Source organism: Priestia sp. VA7, from assembly GCF_055710015.1.
Genome location: NZ_JBVQPN010000005.1, coordinates 350,969 through 375,437 on the forward strand (window position 1 = coordinate 350,969; position 24,469 = coordinate 375,437).

The 24,469-nt window shown below is 37.6% G+C and carries 23 protein-coding genes and 1 rRNA gene; 8 read left to right on the forward strand and 16 right to left on the reverse strand.

What is annotated here, in order from left to right:
- Window positions 1-2: 2 nt before the first annotated feature.
- The 6 genes from ssb to AC0C45_RS23860 all read right to left on the reverse strand — a co-directional run bounded on the left by ssb (window position 3) and on the right by AC0C45_RS23860 (window position 4,484).
- Window positions 3-503, reverse strand: coding sequence for a single-stranded DNA-binding protein (gene ssb / locus AC0C45_RS23835; protein WP_013059914.1), 501 nt, complete (start codon window positions 501-503; stop codon window positions 3-5).
- Between the two features lie 48 nt (window positions 504-551).
- Window positions 552-839 carry a 30S ribosomal protein S6 gene (gene rpsF / locus AC0C45_RS23840; protein ID WP_013059915.1) on the reverse strand — a complete coding sequence of 96 codons (288 nt, stop codon included), beginning with the start codon at window positions 837-839 and terminating at the stop codon, window positions 552-554.
- A gap of 189 nt (window positions 840-1,028) precedes the next feature.
- Window positions 1,029-2,129, reverse strand: coding sequence for a redox-regulated ATPase YchF (gene ychF / locus AC0C45_RS23845; protein ID WP_047931292.1), 1,101 nt, complete (start codon window positions 2,127-2,129; stop codon window positions 1,029-1,031).
- A gap of 168 nt (window positions 2,130-2,297) precedes the next feature.
- Window positions 2,298-2,495, reverse strand: coding sequence for a DUF951 domain-containing protein (locus AC0C45_RS23850; protein WP_013059917.1), 198 nt, complete (start codon window positions 2,493-2,495; stop codon window positions 2,298-2,300).
- 14 nt (window positions 2,496-2,509) lie between these two features.
- Window positions 2,510-3,403 carry a mechanosensitive ion channel family protein gene (locus tag AC0C45_RS23855; RefSeq protein WP_013085559.1) on the reverse strand — a complete coding sequence of 298 codons (894 nt, stop codon included), beginning with the start codon at window positions 3,401-3,403 and terminating at the stop codon, window positions 2,510-2,512.
- A gap of 67 nt (window positions 3,404-3,470) precedes the next feature.
- Entirely contained in the window at window positions 3,471-4,484 is a 1,014-nt protein-coding gene (locus tag AC0C45_RS23860; RefSeq protein ID WP_013059919.1) for a YkvI family membrane protein, read from the reverse strand.
- A gap of 86 nt (window positions 4,485-4,570) precedes the next feature.
- On the opposite strand from AC0C45_RS23860, the gene yyaC reads away from it, so the two are divergent.
- Window positions 4,571-5,191: a spore protease YyaC gene (gene yyaC / locus AC0C45_RS23865; protein ID WP_016765991.1), complete on the forward strand. Its 621-nt coding sequence runs from the start codon at window positions 4,571-4,573 to the stop codon at window positions 5,189-5,191.
- Between the two features lie 32 nt (window positions 5,192-5,223).
- Here yyaC and AC0C45_RS23870 read toward each other — a convergent pair whose 3' ends face one another.
- The 10 genes from AC0C45_RS23870 to rpmH all read right to left on the reverse strand — a co-directional run bounded on the left by AC0C45_RS23870 (window position 5,224) and on the right by rpmH (window position 14,432).
- The gene (locus tag AC0C45_RS23870) at window positions 5,224-6,093 is read right to left on the reverse strand and encodes a ParB/RepB/Spo0J family partition protein (protein ID WP_013059921.1); all 870 of its coding nucleotides are present in this window, start codon (window positions 6,091-6,093) and stop codon (window positions 5,224-5,226) included.
- A complete protein-coding gene (locus AC0C45_RS23875; protein WP_013085563.1) occupies window positions 6,065-6,847 on the reverse strand; it encodes a ParA family protein in 783 nt (260 codons plus the stop codon). The genes AC0C45_RS23870 and AC0C45_RS23875 overlap by 29 nt, the downstream gene beginning before the upstream one ends.
- Before the next feature lie 116 nt (window positions 6,848-6,963).
- Window positions 6,964-7,839: a nucleoid occlusion protein gene (noc, locus tag AC0C45_RS23880; protein ID WP_472928894.1), complete on the reverse strand. Its 876-nt coding sequence runs from the start codon at window positions 7,837-7,839 to the stop codon at window positions 6,964-6,966.
- Window positions 7,840-7,974: 135 nt separating this feature from the next.
- Window positions 7,975-8,691, reverse strand: a complete 717-nt coding sequence (gene rsmG / locus AC0C45_RS23885; RefSeq protein ID WP_013085565.1) for a 16S rRNA (guanine(527)-N(7))-methyltransferase RsmG — start codon at window positions 8,689-8,691, stop codon at window positions 7,975-7,977.
- A 30-nt stretch (window positions 8,692-8,721) separates the two neighbouring features.
- Complete coding sequence (gene mnmG / locus AC0C45_RS23890) at window positions 8,722-10,611, reverse strand: tRNA uridine-5-carboxymethylaminomethyl(34) synthesis enzyme MnmG (protein WP_340442474.1); 1,890 nt, start codon at window positions 10,609-10,611, stop codon at window positions 8,722-8,724.
- A 22-nt stretch (window positions 10,612-10,633) separates the two neighbouring features.
- Window positions 10,634-12,022 (reverse strand): tRNA uridine-5-carboxymethylaminomethyl(34) synthesis GTPase MnmE, encoded by a 1,389-nt coding sequence (mnmE, locus tag AC0C45_RS23895; RefSeq protein WP_013085566.1) that lies wholly within the window; start codon window positions 12,020-12,022, stop codon window positions 10,634-10,636.
- Window positions 12,023-12,327: 305 nt separating this feature from the next.
- Window positions 12,328-12,957, reverse strand: a complete 630-nt coding sequence (gene jag / locus AC0C45_RS23900; protein ID WP_013085567.1) for an RNA-binding cell elongation regulator Jag/EloR — start codon at window positions 12,955-12,957, stop codon at window positions 12,328-12,330.
- Window positions 12,954-13,718, reverse strand: coding sequence for a YidC family membrane integrase SpoIIIJ (spoIIIJ, locus tag AC0C45_RS23905; protein WP_013085568.1), 765 nt, complete (start codon window positions 13,716-13,718; stop codon window positions 12,954-12,956). The genes jag and spoIIIJ overlap by 4 nt, the downstream gene beginning before the upstream one ends.
- 115 nt (window positions 13,719-13,833) lie before the next feature.
- Entirely contained in the window at window positions 13,834-14,187 is a 354-nt protein-coding gene (gene rnpA, locus AC0C45_RS23910; protein WP_013059929.1) for a ribonuclease P protein component, read from the reverse strand.
- 110 nt (window positions 14,188-14,297) lie between these two features.
- On the reverse strand, window positions 14,298-14,432 hold the full coding sequence (rpmH, locus tag AC0C45_RS23915) for a 50S ribosomal protein L34 (RefSeq protein WP_013059930.1): 135 nt from the start codon (window positions 14,430-14,432) through the stop codon (window positions 14,298-14,300).
- 754 nt (window positions 14,433-15,186) lie between these two features.
- Between rpmH and dnaA the strand changes: the two genes are divergently transcribed.
- The 7 genes from dnaA to AC0C45_RS23950 all read left to right on the forward strand — a co-directional run.
- Window positions 15,187-16,530, forward strand: a complete 1,344-nt coding sequence (gene dnaA / locus AC0C45_RS23920) for a chromosomal replication initiator protein DnaA (protein ID WP_013081315.1) — start codon at window positions 15,187-15,189, stop codon at window positions 16,528-16,530.
- A 186-nt stretch (window positions 16,531-16,716) separates the two neighbouring features.
- Window positions 16,717-17,853: a DNA polymerase III subunit beta gene (gene dnaN / locus AC0C45_RS23925; RefSeq protein ID WP_013054821.1), complete on the forward strand. Its 1,137-nt coding sequence runs from the start codon at window positions 16,717-16,719 to the stop codon at window positions 17,851-17,853.
- Window positions 17,854-17,953: 100 nt separating this feature from the next.
- Window positions 17,954-18,169: a S4 domain-containing protein YaaA gene (yaaA, locus tag AC0C45_RS23930; protein ID WP_013054822.1), complete on the forward strand. Its 216-nt coding sequence runs from the start codon at window positions 17,954-17,956 to the stop codon at window positions 18,167-18,169.
- 14 nt (window positions 18,170-18,183) lie between these two features.
- A complete protein-coding gene (recF, locus tag AC0C45_RS23935; RefSeq protein ID WP_412999234.1) occupies window positions 18,184-19,302 on the forward strand; it encodes a DNA replication/repair protein RecF in 1,119 nt (372 codons plus the stop codon).
- Window positions 19,303-19,542: 240 nt separating this feature from the next.
- Window positions 19,543-21,459, forward strand: coding sequence for a DNA topoisomerase (ATP-hydrolyzing) subunit B (gene gyrB, locus AC0C45_RS23940; protein ID WP_013081316.1), 1,917 nt, complete (start codon window positions 19,543-19,545; stop codon window positions 21,457-21,459).
- A 128-nt stretch (window positions 21,460-21,587) separates the two neighbouring features.
- A complete protein-coding gene (gene gyrA, locus AC0C45_RS23945; protein WP_237893238.1) occupies window positions 21,588-24,098 on the forward strand; it encodes a DNA gyrase subunit A in 2,511 nt (836 codons plus the stop codon).
- A 264-nt stretch (window positions 24,099-24,362) separates the two neighbouring features.
- Window positions 24,363-24,469, forward strand: a 16S ribosomal RNA gene (locus tag AC0C45_RS23950); the annotation flags it as partial.

Sequence of the window (24,469 nt, forward strand, 5' to 3'; positions counted from 1 at the left end):
AATTAAAACGGTAAATCGTCATCTGAAATGTCAATTGTCTCGCCATTATTTGCAAATGGATCATCATCAACGCGAGTATAACCTTGATTACCTGAGTTACGGTTCTGATTATCTCCAAATGGAGAGCCTTGTCCAGATCCTCCAGTGTTAGCAAAGTTACTGCGTTGCGTATCCCCACCGCCACTTTTCGGCTCTAAAAATTGCACACTTTCCGCTACAACTTCCGTTACGTATACGCGACGACCGTCTTGTCCTTCGTAACTGCGAGATTGTAGTCGACCATCAACACCAGCTAAACTTCCTTTTTTAAGAAAGTTGGCTGCATTTTCAGCCTGACGACGCCATACAACACAGTTGATGAAGTCAGCTTCACGTTCACCTTGCTGATTTGTAAATGTGCGGTTTACCGCTAAAGTGAATGTTGCAACCGCTGCTCCACTCGGGGTATAACGTAATTCAGGATCTTTGGTTAAGCGTCCTACGAGAATTACGCGATTCATCATCAGAACCACTCCTTAAGGAAATAAAACCCAATTTATTTAAACGTTTAATTATGCTTCTTGTTTAACAACGATATGACGGATAATGTCTTCGTTGATTTTCGCAAGACGATCAAATTCAGAAACTGCTTCTGAAGTAGCCGCCACGTCAAGAATCATGTAGTAACCGTCACGGAAATCATTGATTTCGTATGCTAAACGACGTTTACCCCATTCTTTAACATTTGCGATTTCAGCACCATTATCAGTTAATACGCCGTTAAAGCGCTCAACTAATGCTTTCTTTGCTTCGTCATCAATGCTTGGACGGATGATGTACATTACTTCATACTTTCTCATCACTGTCACCTCCTTTTGGTCTAACGGCCCGAAACGGGCAAGGAGCAATAAAATATTACTCACGAATTAAAATTATAGCACACTACCATAGGCAAAGCAATACGCATTGCGGGCTGTTTCGTAAATATATGCTAATATTTTAGCCAACGACAAAAGCCGAAAGAAGATATCTCCTTTCGGGTTTTAGTCTTATACGTTAAAGCGGAAATGCATAACGTCTCCGTCTTTTACGATGTATTCTTTTCCTTCTAAACGTACTTTTCCAGCTTCACGAGCTGCTCCCATTGTTTTGGCAGCTAATAAATCCTCATATGACACCGTTTCTGCGCGAATAAATCCGCGTTCAAAATCTGTATGAATAATACCTGCACACTCAGGAGCTTTCATACCTTGTGTGAACGTCCATGCGCGTACTTCTTGCTCACCAGCTGTAAAGTACGTAGCTAATCCAAGTAAGTCGTACGCTGCACGTACAAGCTGATCTAAACCTGACTGTTCGATGCCTAGTTCTTCAAGGAACATTGCTTTTTCTTCTCCTTCAAGCTCAGCAATTTCAGATTCAATGCGTGCACAAACAACAATCACTTCTGCACCTTCACTTGCCGCATAATCGCGCACTTTTGCTACATATTCGTTAGCAGATGCATCGGCTACTTCATCTTCAGAAACGTTTGCTACATAAAGAATAGGTTTGATTGTTAGCAAGTGAAATTGTTTTACTAATTTCATTTGCTCTTCTGTAAATGATACAGCACGAGCTGGCTGATCACTTTCAAATGCATTCTTTAGTTTCTCGAGAATTTCGTATTCATACATTGCTTCTTTATCTTTTTGTTTAGCCATCTTTTGAACACGGCCAATACGCTTCTCTACCGTTTCTAAATCGGCTAAAATTAACTCTAAATTAATTGTTTCAATATCTGAAATAGGATCTACTTTTCCTGAAACGTGCGTGATGTTTTCATCTTCAAAGCAACGCACAACGTGACAAATCGCATCTACTTCTCGAATATGAGATAAGAATTTATTTCCCAGTCCTTCACCTTTACTAGCACCCTTTACGATTCCAGCGATATCTGTAAATTCAAATGCTGTTGGAATTGTTTTTTTAGGTTTTACAAGCTCTGTAAGTTTTTGAAGACGATGATCAGGTACTTCTACAATACCTACGTTAGGATCAATCGTACAGAAAGGATAGTTCGCAGATTCTGCGCCCGCTTGTGTAATTGCATTAAATAATGTTGATTTTCCAACGTTAGGAAGACCAACAATTCCAGCTGTTAAAGCCATATATTTATTCACTCCTCTTTATATATCCGAAACAAGTTAACCTGTCACAATTATAGTGAGTCAACTTTTGAAATACAAGTTTAATAAAGAACCTTTAGTCGCACCGTTAAGATGCTTCATTTTGTCCCACCTTACAGTATAAGGCATAAACATAGAAAATGCATGAGGTTATTCCTCATGCTTTACAAGAATTTTTTTCATTTTACGTGCAAAATCACGTCTTGGAATCATTACGCTGTGGCCGCAGCCTTCACATTTAATACGGATATCCATTCCCATTCGAATGATTTTCCATTCATTTGTACCGCAAGGATGAGGTTTTTTCATTTCCACAACGTCATTTAAACCAAATTCTTTTTCCGTCATCAGCTCTCTCCTCCTTATTTCCCTTTCAACGTCGACGAATGCTGTGCTTCTTCTGTACGATTATACATAACCATACGAGGAAATGGAACTTCAATACCATGTTCATTTAGCCTTGTACGCACTTCTTTACGAATCATACGAGAAATATGGAAATGTCTCATTGGTTTTACTTCGCTTGTAATCCTCATTGTGACTTCAGTTGCATGGATATTTTGAACCCCCAGCAATTCAGGCGTTTTAACCATATCTTCATAGCGGCTTGGCAATTCTTCTAAGAGCTCTAAAATCACTTTTTCTGCTTTTTGTATGTTTTCTTCATAAGAAATGCTTACATCAACGAAAGCTACGCTGTTATGTAACGAAAAATTAGTGACCTCCACAATACTGCCATTGGGCAAGATATTAATTTCGCCTGTCCAACTTTTAATCTTTGTTGTTCGCAGACCAATTTCTTCTACAGTTCCCTCAAATGTTCCTACTCGAACATAATCGCCAACGGAGAACTGATCTTCAAAGATAATAAAAAATCCCGTGATGATGTCTTTCACTAAGTTTTGAGCACCAAACCCTACCGCAAGCCCTACGATTCCAGCCCCCGCTAGCAATCCTCGAACATCTACTGATAACGTTTCTAAAATCATAACTCCCGCAACGAAATAAATAGCATAAGAAAAAACGTTCTGAAGCAAACGGACCATCGTAGCTTCTCGTCGCTCAGAAATACGCAGAGGGCTATTTGTGCGAACCTCTACAAATTTATTTAACGCTTGCTTTCCAATTCGAATTAAAAACATGGAAATAAGCAGAATCAACAGAATTTTTATGAAGCCTTCTCCAATATGTGCCCACGTTTCTTCTTGAAAAAATGGTTCAAATACGTTCTTAAAAACTGACGTCAACGAATTCATACTACATGTAGCTCCTATCGTAACATACTCTACATACGAGAAAGTTTTAATCTATTGTAGCAAGTTTCTACGAACTTTTGTAGCGATTTCGAAATGGATATAATAGAACGGCTGTTACTAAAAATAAATTGACGATTCCATACATTGGATACAAAACGGCAATCAAAGTAGAAAAACCTAACTTTGTAAAGGGAATCATTAAAAGTAGCCAGCAGGCTGCCAGTTTCCAAAGAGATTGCACCTTTTCAGTATGAAAACGCGCGGTTAGTCCTAAGATTCCCGATACGGCTGTTGTATAAATTGCAATGAGCAAAACAATGCTCATTAAAAACAGCATCGTATAAGGAAAGTCTTTAAGAATAGCGAATAATGGAATTTCATAAGAAGAAAGAAGGCCTGAAACTTGAATAAGCGATTCATTATAAATAAAGGAAAGCCCCCCTAATAAAAACCCGCTGCCAACACTTGCAATATAAATCTCTTTTTTGCTTTTAATTTCCTTTCCAATTGTAGATAATACCGCGACAAGAGGAAGAATATTTAACGCCGTAAAGGTAAAAGCAGCAGGCCAATTATGCTGAAGGTGCCAATCAGTTACTCCAGGATGACGTAAAACAAATGTAAGAAGGACACCAGCTAGTCCAATCATTAAGATTGGCATAACGAAAGAATTGATAGAAAGAAGCCCATTTAATCCTCTTGAAAAAACAAAGACGATAAAAGCACTAAGAGCGCCAATTCCCCACCAATAAGGAACATGCCACATTTCCAATGTCGCCCCGCCGCCCGCGATCATAATCACCGTCGTCGTAAACAAATAAAAAACGATTAAAACATCATAGGCCGCAGCCCATCTCTTTCCTATTAATTCAATTAGTACTGGGTAAAATTGATTGGTTCGGTAGCGATAGCTGATTTGCATAATCACATTGCAAGAAATCGCAAAAATAATAGAAAATAGAAAAATAGCAAGTCCGCTTTCTTCGCCAAAAAACTGCCATAGCTCTCTCCCTGAAGCATACCCAGCGCCTATCATGGTTCCCATAATTAAGAATATCCATTTACACCCTGCTCTCCACATCGATTTTCCCCCAATCCATGAAATATATGTATAGAATCTTCAAAATCTTCGTATACTGTTACTATTATGTATAAGGAGTGGACCCTATGAATTTAAAATCTCCCTTCTTTGAGAAGACACAACATTCAACCCGCGTATTTCATGATGAAGAATCTGCTATAAAGAAGCTGAGTACACAGTTACTATCTTTACTTCCAGCACAGAAAGACAGACCAATTGTTTTTGTATGTATTGGAACGGACCGTTCAACTGGGGACTCATTGGGTCCATTAGTCGGAACGAAACTGAATGAAAAAAAGGTTTCATCTTTTCACATTTTTGGAACGTTAGAAGAGCCTGTTCATGCTGTTAATTTGAAAGAAACGTTAAAACATATTCAAAAGCTTTTCCCGAATCCTTTTATTATTGGAATTGATGCTTGTTTAGGTCGTATGAAAAGCGTAGGCTCTGCGTCACTTGGAATAGGACCCGTTAAACCAGGAGCAGGAGTTAATAAAGAATTGCCACCAGTCGGGGATATTCATATAACAGGGGTTGTCAACGTGAGCGGGTTTATGGAGTTTTTCGTCTTGCAAAATACGAGGCTTCACCTCGTTATGTGCATTGCCGATTTAATTGCGAAAAGTATTGAGACTGTGCACAACGAACGAGAGAAAGAGTTTAATAATTCTTCGGTTTACCAACCTGTAAGACATTATAAACAATAAAAAAGGTTGTCCTAAAACTAGGACAACCTTTTTTATACAGAAGATTTGTTGGTCTGAGAAAGATCGTTAAATAATTCAAGAAGACGGTTTAAATCTTCTTTAGAGAAAAATTCGATTTCAATTTTTCCTTTTTTCTTGCTTTGTGTAATGTGAACAGAGGTACCAAAACGCTCACGAAGCTGTGTTTCACTTTGTTTTATAAATAAATCTTTATCTTTTTTAGTTTTTGATGTTTCACGTGGAACGGCTTTATTTAAGTGGGCAATATAAGCCTCTAGCTGTCTAACATTCAATTGTTCCTTGCGTATTTTTTCAACGACTTTAGGTAGAAGAGCTTTATTTTTCAAACCGACTAGCGTACGCCCGTGGCCCATAGACAATTCATTAGTAGAAATGAGGGTTTGAATTTCCTCAGGCAACTGCAAGAGGCGAACATAGTTAGCAATATGAGGTCGGCTTTTTCCCAGTCGTGTAGCAAGTTGCTCCTGTGTCATATCGAGCTTATCCATAAGCAATTGATAAGCGGTTGCTTCTTCAATTGGTGTCAAATCTTCACGCTGTAAATTCTCCAACAAAGCTAGTTCCATCATTTGCTTTTCTGAAAAGTCTTTTATAATGACAGGAACAGTAGCAAGGTCGGCTTCTTTAGCAGCTCTAAATCGTCTTTCACCCGCTAAGATTTCATAGCCTTTAATGCTTTTGCGAGCTACAATAGGCTGTAAGATGCCATGATGTAAAATGGATTGCTTTAACTCATTAATTGCTTCTTTATTAAACGTTTTACGTGGTTGATAGGGGTTGGGTCTGAGTTCGTGAATAGCAACTTCCTGAATTGAATCATCAGCCTGTGCATCTAAGCCTGAAAATAAGGCATTAATTCCTTTCCCTAATCCTTTCGCCATTATAAATCACTTCCTTTGCAAGTTCCGTATAAACTGCGGCCCCTCTAGATCTTGCATCATATAAGATAATTGGTTCACCATGACTAGGTGCTTCGCTCAAACGAACATTTCGAGGAATAATCGTTTGATAAACGCGATCCTGAAAGTACTTCTTCACTTCTGCTGTTACCTGAAGTCCTAAATTTGTGCGTGCGTCAAGCATAGTCAGCAATACACCTTCGATACGCAGTTGATTATTCAAATGTTTTTGCACTAATCTAACGGTATTTAGCAATTGACTTAATCCTTCAAGCGCATAATATTCACACTGTACAGGTATTAAAACAGAATCAGCTGCCGTTAACGCATTTAATGTCAGTAAACCAAGAGAAGGGGGACAATCAATAATAACATAATCAAAGTGATCTTTCACCGTTTCTAAAGCTCTCTTAAGTCGAACTTCACGTGAAATGGTGGACACTAATTCAATTTCTGCGCCAGCTAATTGAATGGTCGCGGGAATGATTGATAAATTTCCGACAGCTGTTGAACGCACGACGTTTTTGGCTTCCATATCTTCCACGATTACATTATAAATACATTCATCTACATCTGCTTTATCTATGCCAACTCCACTCGTAGCGTTACCCTGGGGATCTCCGTCTACAAGTAGAACCTTTTTTCCTTGTTCAGCTAAACAAGCTCCTAAATTAACAGCGGTTGTTGTTTTTCCAACTCCGCCTTTTTGATTCGCAACTGCCACAATTTTCCCCATGTTGTCACCTACTTTCATTTCCATCCCATTTGTCCAGACAGTTTAATTGTTCATTGAATTTTCTGACGAAAAACTTTGATAAAAAAGCCTCATCAAAAAAGATGAGGGCTATTTCTTTATTTTTTCGGAATCTTAATAGTAAACTGAAAATACTCATCAAACTCTTCTTCTTCCGTGTTCAATGAAATACCGCTGTCACTAACCATTGTCAAGGATTGACGAATTGTATTCATTGCGATGCGCGTATCTTTACTAAACGCTTTTCTTTTTGCTTTTGGCTTTTTAACCTGCGTTTCTAACAATTTAACTACTCGATCTTCCGTTTGTTTTACATTTAATTGTTTTTCAATAATCTCAGCTAATACTTGAAGTTGTTTTTCTTGATTTTTGAGGGGAATGAGCGCTCTTGCATGTCGCTCTGTAATCAATTTTTGTTTGATTGCTTCTTGTATTTCAACAGGAAGCTTTAACAAACGAAGCTTGTTTGCAATTGTGGATTGGCCTTTTCCTAAACGTTGAGCTAATGCCTCTTGGGTAAGATTATGTAACTCAATTAACTTTGCGTAGGCTAGTGCTTCTTCGACAGCCGTTAGCTCTTCACGTTGTAAGTTTTCTATTAAAGCCACAGAGGCCGTTTCTGTATCGTTAAAATGTTTCACAATTGCAGGAACCGTATCCCATCCTAAGCTTTGTATAGCTCTCCACCGGCGTTCTCCAGCAATTAATTCGTATTCTTCGCCCTCAGTCGGTCGAACCACAATAGGTTGAATAATACCGTGTGTATGAATAGTCAGAGCTAGCTCTTCAATTTTTGCTTCATTAAACACAGTACGCGGCTGGTAACGATTTGGAATAATACTTGAAACCCTAATTTGTTTTACTTCATCTCTTAAAACTTTTTCGACATTTTCATCTTGGACAGTTTCAATCTCTACATGAATATCCTCATCTTTTTCTTTTAAATTAAAAAAACGTGAAAAAGCAGATTTCATAGTCCCACACCACCTTCAGGAAAATCCCGCCTTAAACTAATTCGATGTTTTTTAACCATATCCTGCTTTCTAAACAGAAAATATAGAGAAGAAAATGTTTCATATGAAACATTCTCTTCTCTATCTATTTAATGCCTACTCTAGTGGAAGCTTAACTGGGGTACCAGGTTTTCTAGGATATTTTTTAGGCGTTTTCTTGATTTTGTCTATTAAAATAATGTAACGTTCACTTTGCTCCAAAGGCAATTGGAAATGTTCAATCGACTTCACTTTTCCGCCTAATACTTGGAATGATTTTTCTCCATTTTTTAATTCCTCTGGGGCAGAAGCACCTTTCATTGCTAAAAAGCGTCCTTGTTCTTTAACAAGCGGTAAGCAAAATTCATTAAGAACCGAGATACGTGCCACGGCTCTTGCTGTTACAAGATCGAATGACTCGCGAATTGTTTCTTTTTTACCAAATGTTTCAGCCCGATCATGACATAGTGTGACATTGTCTAGTTCAAGCTCATTTACAAGATGCGTTAAAAACGTAATACGCTTTTGTAACGAATCAACGATTGTTACATGCAAATGCGGGAAGCAAATTTTGATCGGAATACTTGGAAATCCTGCTCCTGCACCTACATCACACATGGATTCAATTTCTGTAAAGTCTTGAAAAAAAGCAGCTGAAATAGAATCGTAAAAATGCTTTTCATACACTTCACCGTGATCAGTGATAGCAGTTAAATTCATTTTTTCGTTCCATTCCACTAAAACTTGATAATACTTTTCAAATTGATTCAGCTGTTTAGAAGAAAGAGAAATTCCCTTTTCTTCTAATAGCTGTTGAAACTGTTGAATATTCATTGAGTTTCCCTTTCTTCGCGCCTAAGAGTTTTAATCATTTGATACTTTAGCGATGCGTCCTTGTTCAATATAAATAAGCAAGATTGAAATATCAGCTGGGTTGACTCCAGAAATACGTGAAGCTTGCGCTACCGTTAGTGGCCGCACTTGGTTTAATTTTTGACGTGCTTCTGTAGCTAAACCGTTAATTGCATCATAATCAATATAATCAGGAATCTTTTTGTTTTCTAACTTCTTTAAGCGTTCAACTTGCTGAAGTGATTTCTGAATATATCCTTCGTATTTCACCTGAATTTCTACTTGTTCAGCTACTTCAGGATCTACCGTCTCATCAGCTGGTGCTAATTGATGAATATGAGTATATGTCATTTCAGGACGGCGAAGTAAATCTGTCGCACGAATGCCATCTTTTAATTCGCTGCCGCCAGCTTCTTTAATCAGTTGTTGAACAGCTTCGTTCGGCTTAATAATAAAGGAGAAAAGACGTTTCTTCTCTTGCTCGATTTCCGCTTTCTTCTGTTCAAATTTAGCATAGCGCTCATCGCTGATTAATCCTAGTTCACGACCAATTTCAGTAAGGCGTAAATCAGCGTTATCATGACGAAGCAATAAACGATATTCTGCACGAGACGTTAGCAGACGATACGGTTCATTTGTTCCTTTTGTTACTAAATCATCCACCAATACACCGATGTAAGCATCAGAACGTCCTAAGATGACTTCTTCTTGTTCCAGGGCTCTTCTTCCCGCGTTAATTCCAGCAAGAAGACCTTGGCCTGCAGCTTCTTCATAACCAGATGTTCCGTTAATTTGTCCAGCCGTATAAAGATTTTTAATTTTCTTCGTTTCAAGCGTTGGCCATAACTGAGTCGGAACAATTGCATCATATTCAATAGCATAGCCCGCACGCATCATTTGGACTTTTTCAAGACCCGGAATTGTCGCAAGCATTTGACGCTGTACATGCTCAGGAAGACTTGTTGATAGTCCTTGAACATATACTTCTTGCGTATTTCGTCCTTCTGGCTCTAAGAAAATTTGGTGGCGCGGTTTATCATTAAAGCGCACAACCTTATCTTCAATAGATGGACAGTAGCGTGGTCCAGTGCCTTTGATCATCCCAGAATACATAGGAGATAAGTGAAGGTTGTCATCAATAATTTGATGAGTTTGTTCACTTGTATATGTTAACCAGCAAGGCAGTTGATCTGTAATGTACTGTGTTGTTTCGTACGAGAAAGCACGAGGCACATCATCCCCAGGCTGAATCTCTGTTTTGCTGTAATCAATAGTTGAGCTATTAACACGAGGTGGAGTTCCTGTTTTAAAACGGACCATGTCCAGCCCTAACTCCTCTAAGTGTTCAGAAAGCTTAATAGCCGGTTGTTGATTATTAGGACCGCTTGAATATTTTAGTTCACCTAAAATAATTTCCCCGCGTAAGAATGTCCCTGTCGTAATAACAACTGTTTTAGCTTTATACACAGCTCCCGTTTGAGTGACAACGCCCGTACATACACCGTCTTCTACGATTAACTGTTCTACCATGCCTTGCATAAGCGTTAGATTTTCTTCATTTTCTAACGTTTTTTTCATTTCATGCTGATAAGCAAATTTATCTGCTTGAGCTCTGAGTGCTCGAACAGCTGGACCTTTTCCTGTGTTTAACATTCTCATTTGAATATGAGTTTTATCGATATTTCTACCCATTTCTCCGCCAAGAGCATCAATTTCACGTACGACAATACCTTTTGCAGGACCGCCTACAGAAGGGTTGCAGGGCATAAATGCCACCATGTCTAAGTTGATGGTCAACGTTAACGTTTTAGCGCCCATACGCGCAGAAGCAAGTGCCGCTTCACAACCTGCATGACCTGCTCCAATGACAATAACATCATATTGTCCACCTTCATATTGCATAATAGTAGCCTCCTTTAATAATCTATTTTCCTAAACAGAATTGAGAGAACAACTGATCAATTAAGCTTTCGTGAACAGCATCACCAATAATTTCACCTAATAGTTCCCACGTTCTTGTTAAATCAATTTGGACGATATCGATTGGAACACCACTTTCAATGCCTGTGATGGCCTCATCGATAGCTCCTCTTGCTTGCGTTAAAAGCGCAATATGTCTCGTATTAGATAAATATGTTAAATCTTGAGATTCAATTGTTCCTCCAAAGAAAAGAGCTGCGATTGCTTCTTCAAGCTGATCTACTCCTTGTTCTTGAAGAAGCGAAGTCGTCACTATTGGATGATCACCAGCAAATTGCTGCACTTCCTCTAGATTAATTTTTTGCTCAAGATCTGTTTTATTCACAATCACGATAACGTCCATGCCTTTTACAGCTTCAAATAGCTTTTTATCTTCGTCCGTTAGTTCTTCATTAAAATTCAACACAAGCAAAATTAAATCTGCTTCTTTCAAATACTGACGGGAGCGTTCCACACCAATTCGTTCTACAATATCTTCTGTTTCACGAATTCCAGCTGTATCAACTAATCGGAGAGGAACTCCTCGCACATTGACGTACTCTTCGATTACATCTCGCGTCGTTCCAGGAATGTCTGTGACAATGGCCTTTGCATCTTGCACTAAACTATTTAGAAGAGAAGATTTTCCTACATTAGGACGTCCAATAATAACCGTAGCCAATCCTTCTCTTAAAATTTTTCCTTGATGAGAGGTTTGAAGAAGCTTATCAATTTCTTGGCGTACATTTGAAGCTTTTTCGATCAATACTTGGTGAGTCATTTCCTCTACATCGTCATATTCTGGGTAGTCAATGTTTACTTCTACATGGGCAAGTGTTTCGAGAATTTCCTGCCGTAAATGACGTACTAGCTTGGACAAACGCCCTTCCATTTGGCCAATCGCCATATTCATCGCTTTATCTGTTTTGGCACGAATTAAATCCATGACAGCTTCTGCTTGTGACAAGTCTACTCGACCATTTAAAAATGCTCGTTTTGTAAACTCACCCGGCTCAGCTAAACGGGCACCATTTGCAATAACTAACTGCAGCACACGATTAACGGATACAATTCCTCCGTGACAGTTAATTTCAATAATGTCTTCTCTAGTAAATGTCTTGGGACCTTTCATAATGGAAAGCATCACTTCTTCGACGACTTGCTCTGTCTTGGGATCTACGATATGACCGTAGTGAATAGTATGAGAAGCTACGTCTGTTAATCGTTTGTTCGAAACGCTTTTAAAGATACGATCTGCAATCGTAATGGCTTCTTCACCACTCAGACGGACGATGGCAATAGCTCCTTCTCCCATTGGTGTAGAAATGGCCGCAATTGTATCAAAATCTAGCACCAACTTCACCTCATTTCATTTTATAAACCTTTTATTTTAAACGATGTTATATACTATCATCGTTAACAATTTTCCACGAACAAAAACATCTATTTTAAGGCCCGTAATTTGTATGAACCAAATAAATAGAATACCACAATTCACCGATTTAGAACATCTCTAACGTTCTTCTGTTATGCACAGTAAGAAAAACAGGCAGTATGTACTATTTTAACTTATCCACATGTGAATAACAACGTATGTAACTTGATTTTTTGAACGCTAGCTTGATAAAAGTAAACATAAAAAAGCACTAGCGCATTTTGCTAGTGCTTTTTTCCGATGGGCTGAACCAAAATACTTCTTTTTGGTTCTTTTCCGACAGAGTGTGTCTCAACTAAAGAATTTTTAGCTAACACTTGGTGAATCATTTTTCTTTCATGCGAAGGCATTGGTTCTAGTTGAACAGATCGATTCGTTTTAATCGCCTGATTTGCTATTTTTAATGCCAGTTTTTCGACCATTTCTTTTCGTTTTTCTCGGTAGCCTTCTGGGTTTAATACAACATTTAAAAATTGTTGACTGTATCGATTAGCTACCAGTTGTGTGAGAAGCTGGAGCGCATTAAGGGTTTGTCCATGTTTTCCAATCAACATTCCCGCAGAATCGCTACTAATTTCAATTATGCAGTTTCTCGAGGTTTTTTTGACGTTCGTATGAATCGAAATCCCCATTTCACGGCTAACATTTGTAATAAAATGAACCGCTTCCTCTACAGGGTCAACTATTTTTGTAACTTTTACAACTGCAGGTTTTCCCTTAAAGATTCCTAAAAATCCTTTTTTGCCTGGTTCAATTATTTCTACATTTGTTTGATTTCGCTCTACTTCTAAAGCATCTAATGCTTCTTGAACAGCAGCTTCAATCGTCTGGGCCGTAATTGTGATTTCGTTCATTTTTTAACCCCTTCAATATTCGCTTGTTTTAAGTCTGGCCCTTTAATGAAGTAGGTTTGAATAATCATAAATAGATTTCCCACTACCCAATAAAGAGATAAGGCGGCTGGAAAATTGATTGCAAAAACCACAATCATAATCGGCATAACCCAAAGCATCATAGCCATTTGAGGATTTTGATTTGCATTTCCGGCCATCATCATCTTTTGCTGAATAAACGTTGTGATTCCTGCGACAATTGGTAAGATAAATAGCGGGTCACGCGCACCTAAATCAAACCATAAAAAGCTGTTGTTCGCGATTTCTGACGTTCGTGTAATCGCGTGGAAAATCCCAATAAGAATGGGCATTTGAATTAGAATTGGGAAGCAACCAGCTAAAGGATTTACTCCGTAAGTTTGGAATAATGCCATCGTTTCTTTCTGCAATTGCTGCTGCGTCTGGGCATCTTTTGAACTGTACTTCTCCTTTAACTTCTGCATTTCGGGCTGAAGTGTCTGCATTGCTTTCGTGTTTCTCATCTGTTTAATCATAAGCGGTAGAATAAGTAAGCGAATGAGGATTGTGACAACGATGATCGCAACTCCATAGCTTTTAAATACCTCCGCCAGATACGTAATGACTAATGATAGCGGATACACCACATACTCATTCCAAAAACCTTTACTATCATCTGTAATAGGTTGGTTAATTTCCGTACAACCCGCTAAAACAGTTAATAGAAAGATAAGCGTTATCCCTAAAAACAACTTCTTCTTCACCTGTTTTTCCTCCTTCTACATGTTCACCTTTCAATTCTGAAAGTGCGTCAAAATCCATTATATAAGGATGCGGTAGAAAAACAACAGCTATTAAAGGCTTTTCTTCTATTGTTTATTAATCGTTTTGTCTATGTGTAAGTAATTTGCCACGCTTAAAGACATGCTGCAAGCTGCTTTTAATTTCTTCATAGCTCATTGTTGCAGCAGGCTGCCTTGCAATTACAATATAATCTTTGTCTTGCTTCAAATACGGTGTGAATTCAAACATAATTTGTTTAGCAAGGCGCTTAACTCGATTACGAGTCACGGCATTTCCAATCTTTTTGCCCACGGAGAATCCTACGCGGAAATGTTCTTGATCCGGTTTGTCTAGAACATACAAGACAAATTGGCGATTCGCTACGGATTTGCCCTTTTTAAAAACTGTTTGAAATTCATCATTCTTTTTTATACGATATCTTTTTTTCATTTTTAACAACTCCTGCCCTTTTTCAGGTCATGCTTTTATGTAGTCCCTACAGGAACAGAGGTGATTTTAGTCTTATAAAGCGAAAAAAGACCACTGGCGTCAGTGGTCTATTATGCTGATAATACTTTTCTTCCTTTACGACGACGACGAGCTAAAACTTTACGTCCATTCGCTGAGCTCATACGAGCGCGGAAACCGTGTACTTTACTGTGCTTACGTTTGTTTGGTTGGTAAGTTCTTTTCATCTATAAACACCTCCTCGAGGAATAACTGAAAAAGACAGTCCTTGCAATTATAATGAAAAGACTAAGAAGATGTCAATGTTATTTAAAAAATAAAATTTTCAATCTCTTGGTTTCATTATCTGTTTTACTCAATCTTCTTCATTCTAATATCTTTATAACCCAGTTGTCTATACCTAATCAACAAAATTCATTGATTTATTAAAGAAAAAATTTTTCCTTTTCATCTCTTTTTCTTTCTCTACCAGCTGCGATCTCATCGTTACTGAACAAAACTACAACAATAAATTTTATAAAAAGCCTCTTTTTTATTCAAATTCTTCTCTTAAACCTTTGTGGATAAGTTTTTTCGACATTTTTCTACTTTTCCATTTCTTATCGACAACTCATGCACACTATCTTGTGTTGTGGAAAACTTTTCTCCACAAGGTGTAGTGATTGTGGATAAGTTTCGAAAATTCATTGCATCATGCCGAATTCTTTGATATTATATTTTTGTTTTCACTCTTAATTACTTTTCCACAGTTGGTTTTTATCCACAAACTGTGGACAACTTGTGGACATCATTTCCACTATCACTGTATAAAGTTATCCACACCATGTGGAATCTGTCGAATAGTCGGCTTTCTTCTATAATATATATTTACCCACATAATAGCAATTGTATAAATATAAATTTTTTATGCATAAGGTTTTGTACGGGTTGTACAAGGGTTGTACAAAGCGCATAAAAGCTAGAAAAAGGAGGGATTGCTCGTTGGAAAACATTCATGATTTATGGAATAGAGCTTTAGATCAAATTGAAAAAAAATTAAGCAAACCTAGTTTTGAAACCTGGCTCAAATCGACAAAAGCTCATGCTTTACAAGGAGACACGCTCATTATTACTGCGCCTAATGATTTTGCACGGGACTGGTTAGAATCTAGGTATTCTAATTTAATTGCTGAAACGCTTTATGATCTTACGGGGGAAGAGTTAGATGTAAAATTTATTATTCCACCTAACCAGGCCGAGGAAGAATTCGATATTCAAGCTCCTAAAAAGAAAGTCAATAAAGACGATGGAGCAGAATTTCCTCAAAGCATGCTAAATTCGAAGTATACCTTTGATACATTTGTTATCGGATCTGGAAATCGGTTTGCACATGCAGCTTCTTTAGCAGTAGCAGAAGCGCCGGCTAAAGCGTATAATCCGCTTTTTATTTACGGGGGAGTAGGATTAGGTAAAACACACTTAATGCATGCCATAGGCCACTATGTGTTAGATCATAATCCTGCCGCGAAAGTCGTGTACTTATCATCTGAAAAATTCACAAATGAGTTTATTAACTCTATTCGTGACAATAAAGCAGTAGAATTCCGCAACAAATACCGTAATGTAGATGTTTTACTGATTGATGATATTCAATTCTTAGCAGGTAAAGAGCAGACACAAGAAGAATTTTTCCATACGTTTAATACGCTTCACGAAGAAAGCAAGCAGATTGTCATCTCAAGTGATCGACCGCCGAAAGAAATTCCTACACTTGAAGATCGACTTCGCTCTCGCTTTGAATGGGGCCTTATTACAGATATCACACCACCAGATTTGGAAACACGAATTGCTATTTTGCGTAAAAAAGCAAAAGCGGACGGCTTAGTTATTCCAAATGAAGTTATGCTTTATATCGCCAATCAGATTGATTCAAATATCAGAGAATTAGAAGGCGCACTTATTCGTGTAGTAGCTTATTCTTCACTAATTAATAAAGATATAAACGCTGATTTAGCAGCAGAAGCATTAAAAGATATCATCCCTAGTTCAAAACCTAGGGTTATTACGATTCAAGACATCCAACAGATTGTTGGACAAGAATTTAATATAAAATTAGATGATTTCAAAGCGAAGAAACGTACAAAGTCAGTTGCGTTTCCTAGACAAATTGCCATGTACCTTTCTCGCGAACTAACGGATTTTTCGCTACCTAAAATTGGAGAAGAGTTTGGTGGGCGAGACCATACTACTGTCATCCATGCTCATGAAAAAATCTCAAAACTTGTTCAAACAGATACTGACCTACAAAAACAAATTAAAGAAATAAGTGAATCACTAAAAATATAGGCTTTTTTTACTTGTATTTTGTGTATAAGTGAGTTAGGATTGTACACAGTCTGTCCACATGTGGATAGGCTGTGTTCTCACGTTTTTAGGGGTTATCCACATTTCCACAGCCCCTATTACTACTACTATCTTAAAATATAATAAATAATAAGCTTTTAAACCTACTTTTAAGGAGGATTAATTATTATGAAATTTATCATACAGAAAGACTATCTAGTTCAAAGCGTTCAAGACGTTATGAAAGCTGTATCTTCTAGAACAACAATTCCAATTTTAACGGGGATTAAAATTGTAGCGACTGAAGAAGGTGTTACCTTAACAGGAAGTGACTCCGATATCTCGATTGAATCGTTTATTCCAAACGAAGAAGAAGGAAAAGAAATTGTTGATATCCAAAAACCAGGAAGCGTTGTTCTCCCAGCTCGTTTCTTTAGTGAAATCGTAAAAAAGCTTCCTAAAGACATTGTAGAATTAGACGTCCAAAGTCACTTTTTAACAATCATTCGTTCAGGAAAAGCTGAATTTAACTTAAATGGTTTAGATGCAGAAGAGTATCCTCATTTGCCACAGATCGAAGAAAACAACATGTTTAGATTACCGACAGACTTATTAAAAAACATGATTCGACAAACTGTCTTTGCGGTGTCCACCTCAGAAACACGACCTATCTTGACAGGTGTAAACTGGAAGGTCGATGGCAAAGAATTAACGTGCATTGCCACTGACAGCCACCGTCTAGCTTTGCGAAAAGCGACCATTGAAACTGGAAATGAAGCAACGTATAATGTGGTTATTCCAGGTAAAAGTTTAAGTGAATTCAGTAAGATCCTTGATGATTCTCATGAATTAGTAGACATTGTTATCACGGAAAATCAAGTATTATTCAAAACAAAACATTTACTATTTTTCTCAAGATTATTGGACGGGAATTATCCTGATACTTCAAGATTGATTCCAGCTGATAGTAAAACGGATGTTATATTGAACGTAAAAGAATTCTTGCAATCAATTGACCGCGCTTCTTTATTAGCTCGTGAAGGAAGAAACAACGTAGTAAAACTATCTACGCTGGATGAGGGAATTGTTGAAATTTCTTCTAACTCTCCTGAAATCGGAAAAGTAATTGAAGAGGTACAAAGTCAGTCTATCTCAGGAGAAGAATTAAAAATTTCTTTTAGCGCAAAATATATGTTAGACGCATTAAAAGCGCTCGAAGGAACAGATATCAAAATTAACTTCACTGGTGCGATGCGTCCATTTGTCATTCGTACATTAGAGGATGATTCAATGCTGCAGTTGATTTTACCAGTGCGAACATATTAAATCTCAGAAAGCTACTAGCATGCCGTACTAGTAGCTTTCTTTTCTCAAGGAGAATTATTTAGTAAAATAGAGATACACCATTAGAAAGTGAGAGAGTCGCATGAAAACAGAAGTTAAAATTTCAACTGAATACATTACGCTTGGCCAGTTTTTAAAACTAGCAGACGTCATTCAAACAGGTGGAATGGTAAAATGGTTTTTAAGTGAGCACGAAGTATATGTAAACGGGGAGCTAGAAGAGCGCCGCGGACGTAAATTATATGCAAATGACGAAGTGGATATACCGGCTGCAGGATCATTTGTTGTCATTACTTAAAGTTGGTGAAACGTTTGTATATTAAAGAAATTACTTTAACAAATTACCGAAACTATACGAAGACAACGATTCCTTTTGAAAATAAAGTAAACGTCATTTTGGGTGAAAACGCACAGGGTAAAACAAACGTGATGGAATCGATCTTCGTATTATCTATGGCTAAATCTCATCGTACATCCAACGATAAAGAATTAATTAAATGGGACTGTGAGTATGCAAAGCTATCGGGCATTGTAGAAAAGCGTAGAGGGCCTGTTACACTGGATTTAGTCATCTCAACAAAAGGGAAAAAAGCAAAATATAATCACATTGAGCAGAAAAAACTCAGTCAATATATAGGGTCAATTAACACTGTCATGTTTGCTCCGGAGGATTTGAACCTAGTTAAAGGGAGTCCGCAAGTAAGGCGCAAATTTATTGATATGGAGATTGGTCAAGTTTCGCCTGTTTACATGCATGATTTAAGCAGGTATCAAAAGATTTTGCAGCAAAGAAATCAATATTTGAAGCAGCTGCAGACAAAAAAACAAACGGATCTTTCACTTTTAGACGTACTTACGTTACAGTTAAGTGAAATGGCGGCGAAAATCTTAAAAAAACGTTTTGAGTTTTTACAGTTACTCCAACAGTGGGCAGAGCCTATTCATAAAGGGATCAGTCGAGACTTAGAAACATTAAAAATTGAGTATAAGAATTCAATTGATGTATCAGAAGATGCAGATTTGTCGAAAATGTTAGAAGCATATCATCAAAAGTTTGATAAAATAAAAAGTAGAGAAATTGATAGAGGTGTCACCTTAGCGGGACCACACCGTGATGATCTTCTTTTCTACGTTAATGAGAAAGACGTTCAAACATTTGGTTCACAAGGGCAACAGCGGACGACTGCTTTATCGTTAAAGCTTGCTGAAATTGAGTTAATTCATCAAGAAGTAGGTGAATATCCAATCTTGCTTTTAGACGACGTATTGTCTGAATTAGATGATTTTCGTCAATCACACTTGCTAAATACCATTCAAGGAAAAGTTCAGACGTTTGTAACGACAACGAGCATTGAAGGAATTCATCACGAGACCTTAGAAAAAGCCGCTACATATCACGTAGAAGCTGGCCAAATTCAAAAGGTCAAATAGCAATTGACCTGTCTAAAAACTTTTCGCAAGGCAATCTAACTGAAATATGATATCATTATAGTTTTAAGTCTATATATTTCAACTCGTACCCTCGATTATGAAAATTTTGTGCATAAGTAAACAAATTGCAAATACATTAAAGGCTCCGTATTATTTCCACATAATATTCGAAAAACATAATACAAAATGATAAATACAGCAGTTTGCTGTTAAAAAAAAGTGTAGGTGATACATTTGACGATGGAACAAAAAGAAGTACAAGCATATGAAGCTGATCAGATACAAGTATTAGAAGGATTAGAGGCTGTTCGTAAACGTCCGGGGATGTATATTGGATCGACGAGCGCAAAGGGTTTACATCATCTTGTATGGGAAATTGTAGATAATAGTATTGATGAAGCGCTGGCCGGCTATTGCGATGAAATTAATGTTATTATCGAAAAGGATAATAGTATTACAGTCAAAGATAACGGTCGTGGAATTCCGGTTGGTATTCAAGAAAAAATGGGCAGACCTGCCGTTGAAGTTATCTTAACGGTTCTTCATGCCGGAGGTAAATTTGGCGGCGGCGGCTATAAAGTATCCGGTGGATTACATGGTGTAGGTGCCTCAGTTGTTAACGCACTTTCTACCTCTTTGGAAGTGTACGTACATCGTGATGGTAAAGTTCATTATCAAAAATATGAACGAGGTGTACCGGCTGCTGACTTAAAAGTAGTTGGAGAAACAGATAAAACAGGTACTGTTATTCAATTCCATCCAGACGGTGAAATTTTTACAGAAACGCTTGAATACGATTTTGATACGTTAGCTAATCGTCTGCGTGAGTTAGCTTTCTTAAATCGCGGTATTAAAATTACGATTGAAGACAAACGTGAAGAAGATAAAAGACGTGAGTATCACTATGAAGGCGGAATTAAGTCTTACGTTGAACACTTAAACCGTGCAAAAGAAGTAATTCACGAAGAGCCGATCTATATTGAAGGTAATCGAGACAACATTTCTGTAGAAATTGCTATTCAATATAACGATAGCTATACAAGTAATTTATATTCTTTTGCAAACAACATTCACACATATGAAGGTGGAACGCACGAAGCAGGATTTAAAACAGCGTTAACGCGTGTAATTAACGACTATGCACGTAAAAACAGCGTATTTAAAGACAGTGATGCCAATCTAACGGGTGAAGATGTTCGTGAAGGAATTACAGCTATCATCTCTATTAAGCACCCAGATCCGCAGTTTGAAGGACAAACAAAAACAAAGCTGGGAAATAGTGAAGCAAGAACAATTACTGACTCTGTGTTTGCAGAACACTTAGAAACGTACTTGCTAGAGAACCCTATTGTGGCGAAAAAGGTAATTGAAAAAGGTTTAATGGCTGCAAGAGCAAGAATGGCAGCTAAAAAAGCTCGTGAGCTTACAAGACGTAAAAGCGCGCTTGAAATCTCAAACTTACCGGGTAAATTAGCAGATTGTTCATCAAAAGATCCTTCTATTAGCGAACTCTATGTAGTAGAGGGTGACTCTGCGGGAGGATCAGCTAAGCAGGGAAGAAGCCGTCATTTCCAAGCTATTTTGCCTTTACGTGGTAAAATTATCAACGTAGAGAAAGCCCGTTTAGATAAAATTTTATCTAATAACGAAATTCGTACAATCATTACCGCTCTAGGAACGGGTATTGGTGACGATTTTGATATCTCGAAAGCACGCTACCATAAAATTGTGATCATGACAGATGCAGATGTGGACGGTGCGCATATTCGTACGCTTCTTCTAACGTTCTTCTATCGCTATATGAGACAGATTATTGAGCATGGATATGTGTACATTGCCCAGCCGCCTCTTTACAAAGTTTCACAAGGTAAAAAAGTGGAGTACGCGTACAACGATCGTCAATTAGAAGAGGTATTAGCTTCTTTCCCTGAAGGCGCAAAACCAAACCTTCAGCGTTACAAAGGTTTAGGAGAGATGAATCCTGAACAATTATGGGAAACAACAATGGATCCAGAGTTCCGTACCCTTCTTCAAGTGAACTTGCAAGATGCAATTGAAGCTGATGAGACATTTGAAATTTTAATGGGCGACAAAGTAGAACCACGCCGTAATTTCATTGAAGAAAATGCTCAGTACGTAAAAAATCTTGATATTTAAATGAACGGTAATACCCTTTATATGTTTTATAAAGGGTATATAAACGTCAGGATAGAGATAGGTTCTATCCTGCGTTTACATATATATATGAATTACTATACTGAACTTCGCGAAGGAGGTTCTTATCGATGTCAGATAAACCAAACTCTCAAATAAGAGAAGTAAATATTAGTCAAGAAATGCGCGCATCCTTTTTAGATTATGCAATGAGTGTAATTGTATCGCGTGCTTTACCGGATGTAAGAGACGGACTTAAGCCTGTGCACCGTCGTATTTTATATGCAATGAATGATTTAGGTATGGGATCGGATAAGCCATATAAAAAATCAGCTCGTATCGTAGGAGAAGTAATTGGTAAGTATCACCCACACGGTGACTCAGCTGTATATGAAACAATGGTTCGTATGGCACAAGATTTTAGCTATCGTTATATGCTAATTGACGGTCATGGAAACTTTGGATCTGTTGATGGAGATGCCGCAGCAGCTATGCGTTATACAGAAGCAAGAATGTCAAAAGTTTCGATGGAACTGCTGCGTGACATCAATAAAGATACAATTGATTATCAAGATAACTATGACGGTTCTGAACGTGAACCAATTGTATTACCTGCTAGATTTCCAAATTTACTTGTAAACGGTTCAGCCGGAATTGCGGTAGGTATGGCCACAAATATTCCTCCGCATCAGTTAGGGGAAGTCATTGACGGCGTTTTAGCTGTAAGTCAAGACCCTGATATCACAATTGCAGAGTTAATGGAGATTATTCCAGGCCCAGATTTCCCAACTGCAGGACAAATTCTTGGCCGCAGCGGCATTCGTAAAGCTTATGAAACTGGAAAAGGTTCTATTATTGTTCGCGCAAAAGTAGAAATTGAAGAACAAAGCAATGGTAAACAAACTATTATTGTTCATGAACTTCCATACCAAGTAAATAAAGCAAAGCTAATTGAAAAAATTGCTGAGCTAGCCCGTGATAAGAAGATTGATGGAATTACGGATTTACGAGATGAGTCTGACCGTTCAGGTATGCGTATTGTTATTGAAGTAAGACGTGATGCAAATGCAAATGTTTTATTAAACAACTTATATAAGCAGACATCTCTTCAAACAAGTTTTGGTATTAATACCCTTGCATTAGTAGATGGACAGCCAAAAGTATTGAACTTGAAGCAATGTCTACAGTACTACTTAGACCATCAGGTAGTGGTTATTCGCCGTCGTACTGAATTTGAACTTCGAAAAGCAGAAGCACGTGCGCATATTTTAGAAGGTTTAAAGATTGCTCTTGATAATTTAGATGCTGTTATTGCTTTAATTAGAGGTTCTCAAACAACAGATATTGCACGTGAAGGATTAATGACGCAGTTTTCGTTATCTGAAAAACAAGCGCAAGCTATTTTGGATATGCGCCTACAGCGTTTAACAGGATTAGAGCGAGAGAAGATTGAAGCAGAATATCAATCTTTATTAGCGCTAATTGCTGAATTAAAAGCTATTTTAGCAGATGAAGAAAAAGTATTAGAAATTATTAGAGAAGAACTAATAGAAGTAAAAGAAAGATTCAATGACGGCCGTCGAACAGAAATCGTAAGCGGAGGAGCTGAAATTATCGAAGACGAGGATCTGATTCCTCGCCAAGATATTGTTATTAGCTTAACGCACAACGGCTATATTAAACGTTTGCCTGTTTCTACGTATAAGAGTCAGCGAAGAGGCGGAAGAGGTATTCAAGGAATGAATACAAACGAAGATGATTTTGTTGAACATCTTCTAACAACTTCTACTCATGATACGATTCTCTTCTTTACAAATAAGGGAAAAGTTTACCGTACGAAAGGATACGAAATTCCAGAGTACGGAAGAACGGCTAAAGGAATACCTATTATTAACTTGTTAGAAGTAGACAAGGGTGAGTGGGTAAACGCCATCATTCGCGTCGATGAATTTGTAGACGATTGGTATCTATTCTTTACTACGAAACAAGGAATTTCTAAGCGTACACCTTTATCTTCTTTTGAGAACATTCGAAATAGCGGACTTATCGCCTTGAATTTAAGAGAAGAAGATGAATTGATTTCTGTTAAATTGACAGATGGTAAGCGCGATATGGTTATTGGAACGAAGAAGGGTATGTTAATTCGTTTTAATGAAAATGATGTTCGTTCAATGGGACGTACAGCTACTGGAGTTAAAGGGATCACTCTCGATTCAGAAGATGAAGTAATTGGTATGGAGATTCTTGAAGAACAATCAGATGTCTTAATCATTACGAAAAATGGTTACGGAAAACGTACGCCGATTGAAGAATATCGTGTACAAACAAGAGGCGGTAAAGGTTTAAGAACATGTAATATCACTGATAAAAATGGTGATGTTGTCGCACTGAAATGTGTATCTCAAGAAGAAGATATTATGCTTATCACAGTAAGCGGCGTTCTTATCCGTGTTTCTGTTTCAGATATTTCACAAATGGGCCGTAACACACAAGGTGTCAAAGTCATCCGTTTAGGAGACGAAGAGTTTGTTTCAACGGTTGCAAAAGTACAAACTTCAGAAGATGAAGACGAAATTTTAGATGAATTAGATGAACATGAAAAGACAGATATAATAATTGAAGCTGAAGAAACAGAAGAATAAAAAAAAGCCCCTGAAAAAGCAGGGGCTTTTTTTATGTAAAAAAACCTTGCCATAGGCTTTTCATTTTGGTAATATATAAAAAGTCAGCAAACCATATATGAGTTTTTTAGTAGTTTTAAAAAAGTTATATAAAAGTGTTGACAATGATTCTTATAAAGTGTTATTATATAGGAGTCGCTTTAAGACAAGAGTTCTTTGAAAACTGAACGAAATAGTAAACGTCAACGTTAAATTTTATTTTTTAAATTGAGCAAGTCAAACATTTCTTCGGAGAGTTTGATCCTGGCTCAGGATGAACGCTGGCGGCGTGCCTAATACATGCAAGTCGAGCGAACTGATTAGAAGCTTGCTTCTATGACGTTAGCGGCGGA

Coding starts and splice junctions, on each gene's coding strand:
- ychF (WP_047931292.1), bottom strand. CDS start 2,129: ATGGCTTTAACAGCTGGAATTGTTGGTCTTCCTAACGTTGGAAAATCA.
- AC0C45_RS23875 (WP_013085563.1), bottom strand. CDS start 6,847: ATGGGGAAAATTGTGGCAGTTGCGAATCAAAAAGGCGGAGTTGGAAAA.
- rnpA (WP_013059929.1), bottom strand. CDS start 14,187: ATGAAAAAAAGATATCGTATAAAAAAGAATGATGAATTTCAAACAGTT.
- AC0C45_RS23855 (WP_013085559.1), bottom strand. CDS start 3,403: ATGAATTCGTTGACGTCAGTTTTTAAGAACGTATTTGAACCATTTTTT.
- ssb (WP_013059914.1), bottom strand. CDS start 503: ATGATGAATCGCGTAATTCTCGTAGGACGCTTAACCAAAGATCCTGAA.
- yyaC (WP_016765991.1), top strand. CDS start 4,571: ATGAATTTAAAATCTCCCTTCTTTGAGAAGACACAACATTCAACCCGC.
- AC0C45_RS23870 (WP_013059921.1), bottom strand. CDS start 6,093: ATGGCGAAAGGATTAGGGAAAGGAATTAATGCCTTATTTTCAGGCTTA.
- noc (WP_472928894.1), bottom strand. CDS start 7,839: ATGAAATCTGCTTTTTCACGTTTTTTTAATTTAAAAGAAAAAGATGAG.
- rsmG (WP_013085565.1), bottom strand. CDS start 8,691: ATGAATATTCAACAGTTTCAACAGCTATTAGAAGAAAAGGGAATTTCT.
- jag (WP_013085567.1), bottom strand. CDS start 12,957: ATGAACGAAATCACAATTACGGCCCAGACGATTGAAGCTGCTGTTCAA.
- gyrB (WP_013081316.1), top strand. CDS start 19,543: ATGGAACAAAAAGAAGTACAAGCATATGAAGCTGATCAGATACAAGTA.
- AC0C45_RS23860 (WP_013059919.1), bottom strand. CDS start 4,484: ATGTGGAGAGCAGGGTGTAAATGGATATTCTTAATTATGGGAACCATG.
- rpsF (WP_013059915.1), bottom strand. CDS start 839: ATGAGAAAGTATGAAGTAATGTACATCATCCGTCCAAGCATTGATGAC.
- yaaA (WP_013054822.1), top strand. CDS start 17,954: ATGAAAACAGAAGTTAAAATTTCAACTGAATACATTACGCTTGGCCAG.
- mnmG (WP_340442474.1), bottom strand. CDS start 10,611: ATGCAATATGAAGGTGGACAATATGATGTTATTGTCATTGGAGCAGGT.
- rpmH (WP_013059930.1), bottom strand. CDS start 14,432: ATGAAAAGAACTTACCAACCAAACAAACGTAAGCACAGTAAAGTACAC.
- AC0C45_RS23850 (WP_013059917.1), bottom strand. CDS start 2,495: ATGACGGAAAAAGAATTTGGTTTAAATGACGTTGTGGAAATGAAAAAA.
- gyrA (WP_237893238.1), top strand. CDS start 21,588: ATGTCAGATAAACCAAACTCTCAAATAAGAGAAGTAAATATTAGTCAA.
- dnaN (WP_013054821.1), top strand. CDS start 16,717: ATGAAATTTATCATACAGAAAGACTATCTAGTTCAAAGCGTTCAAGAC.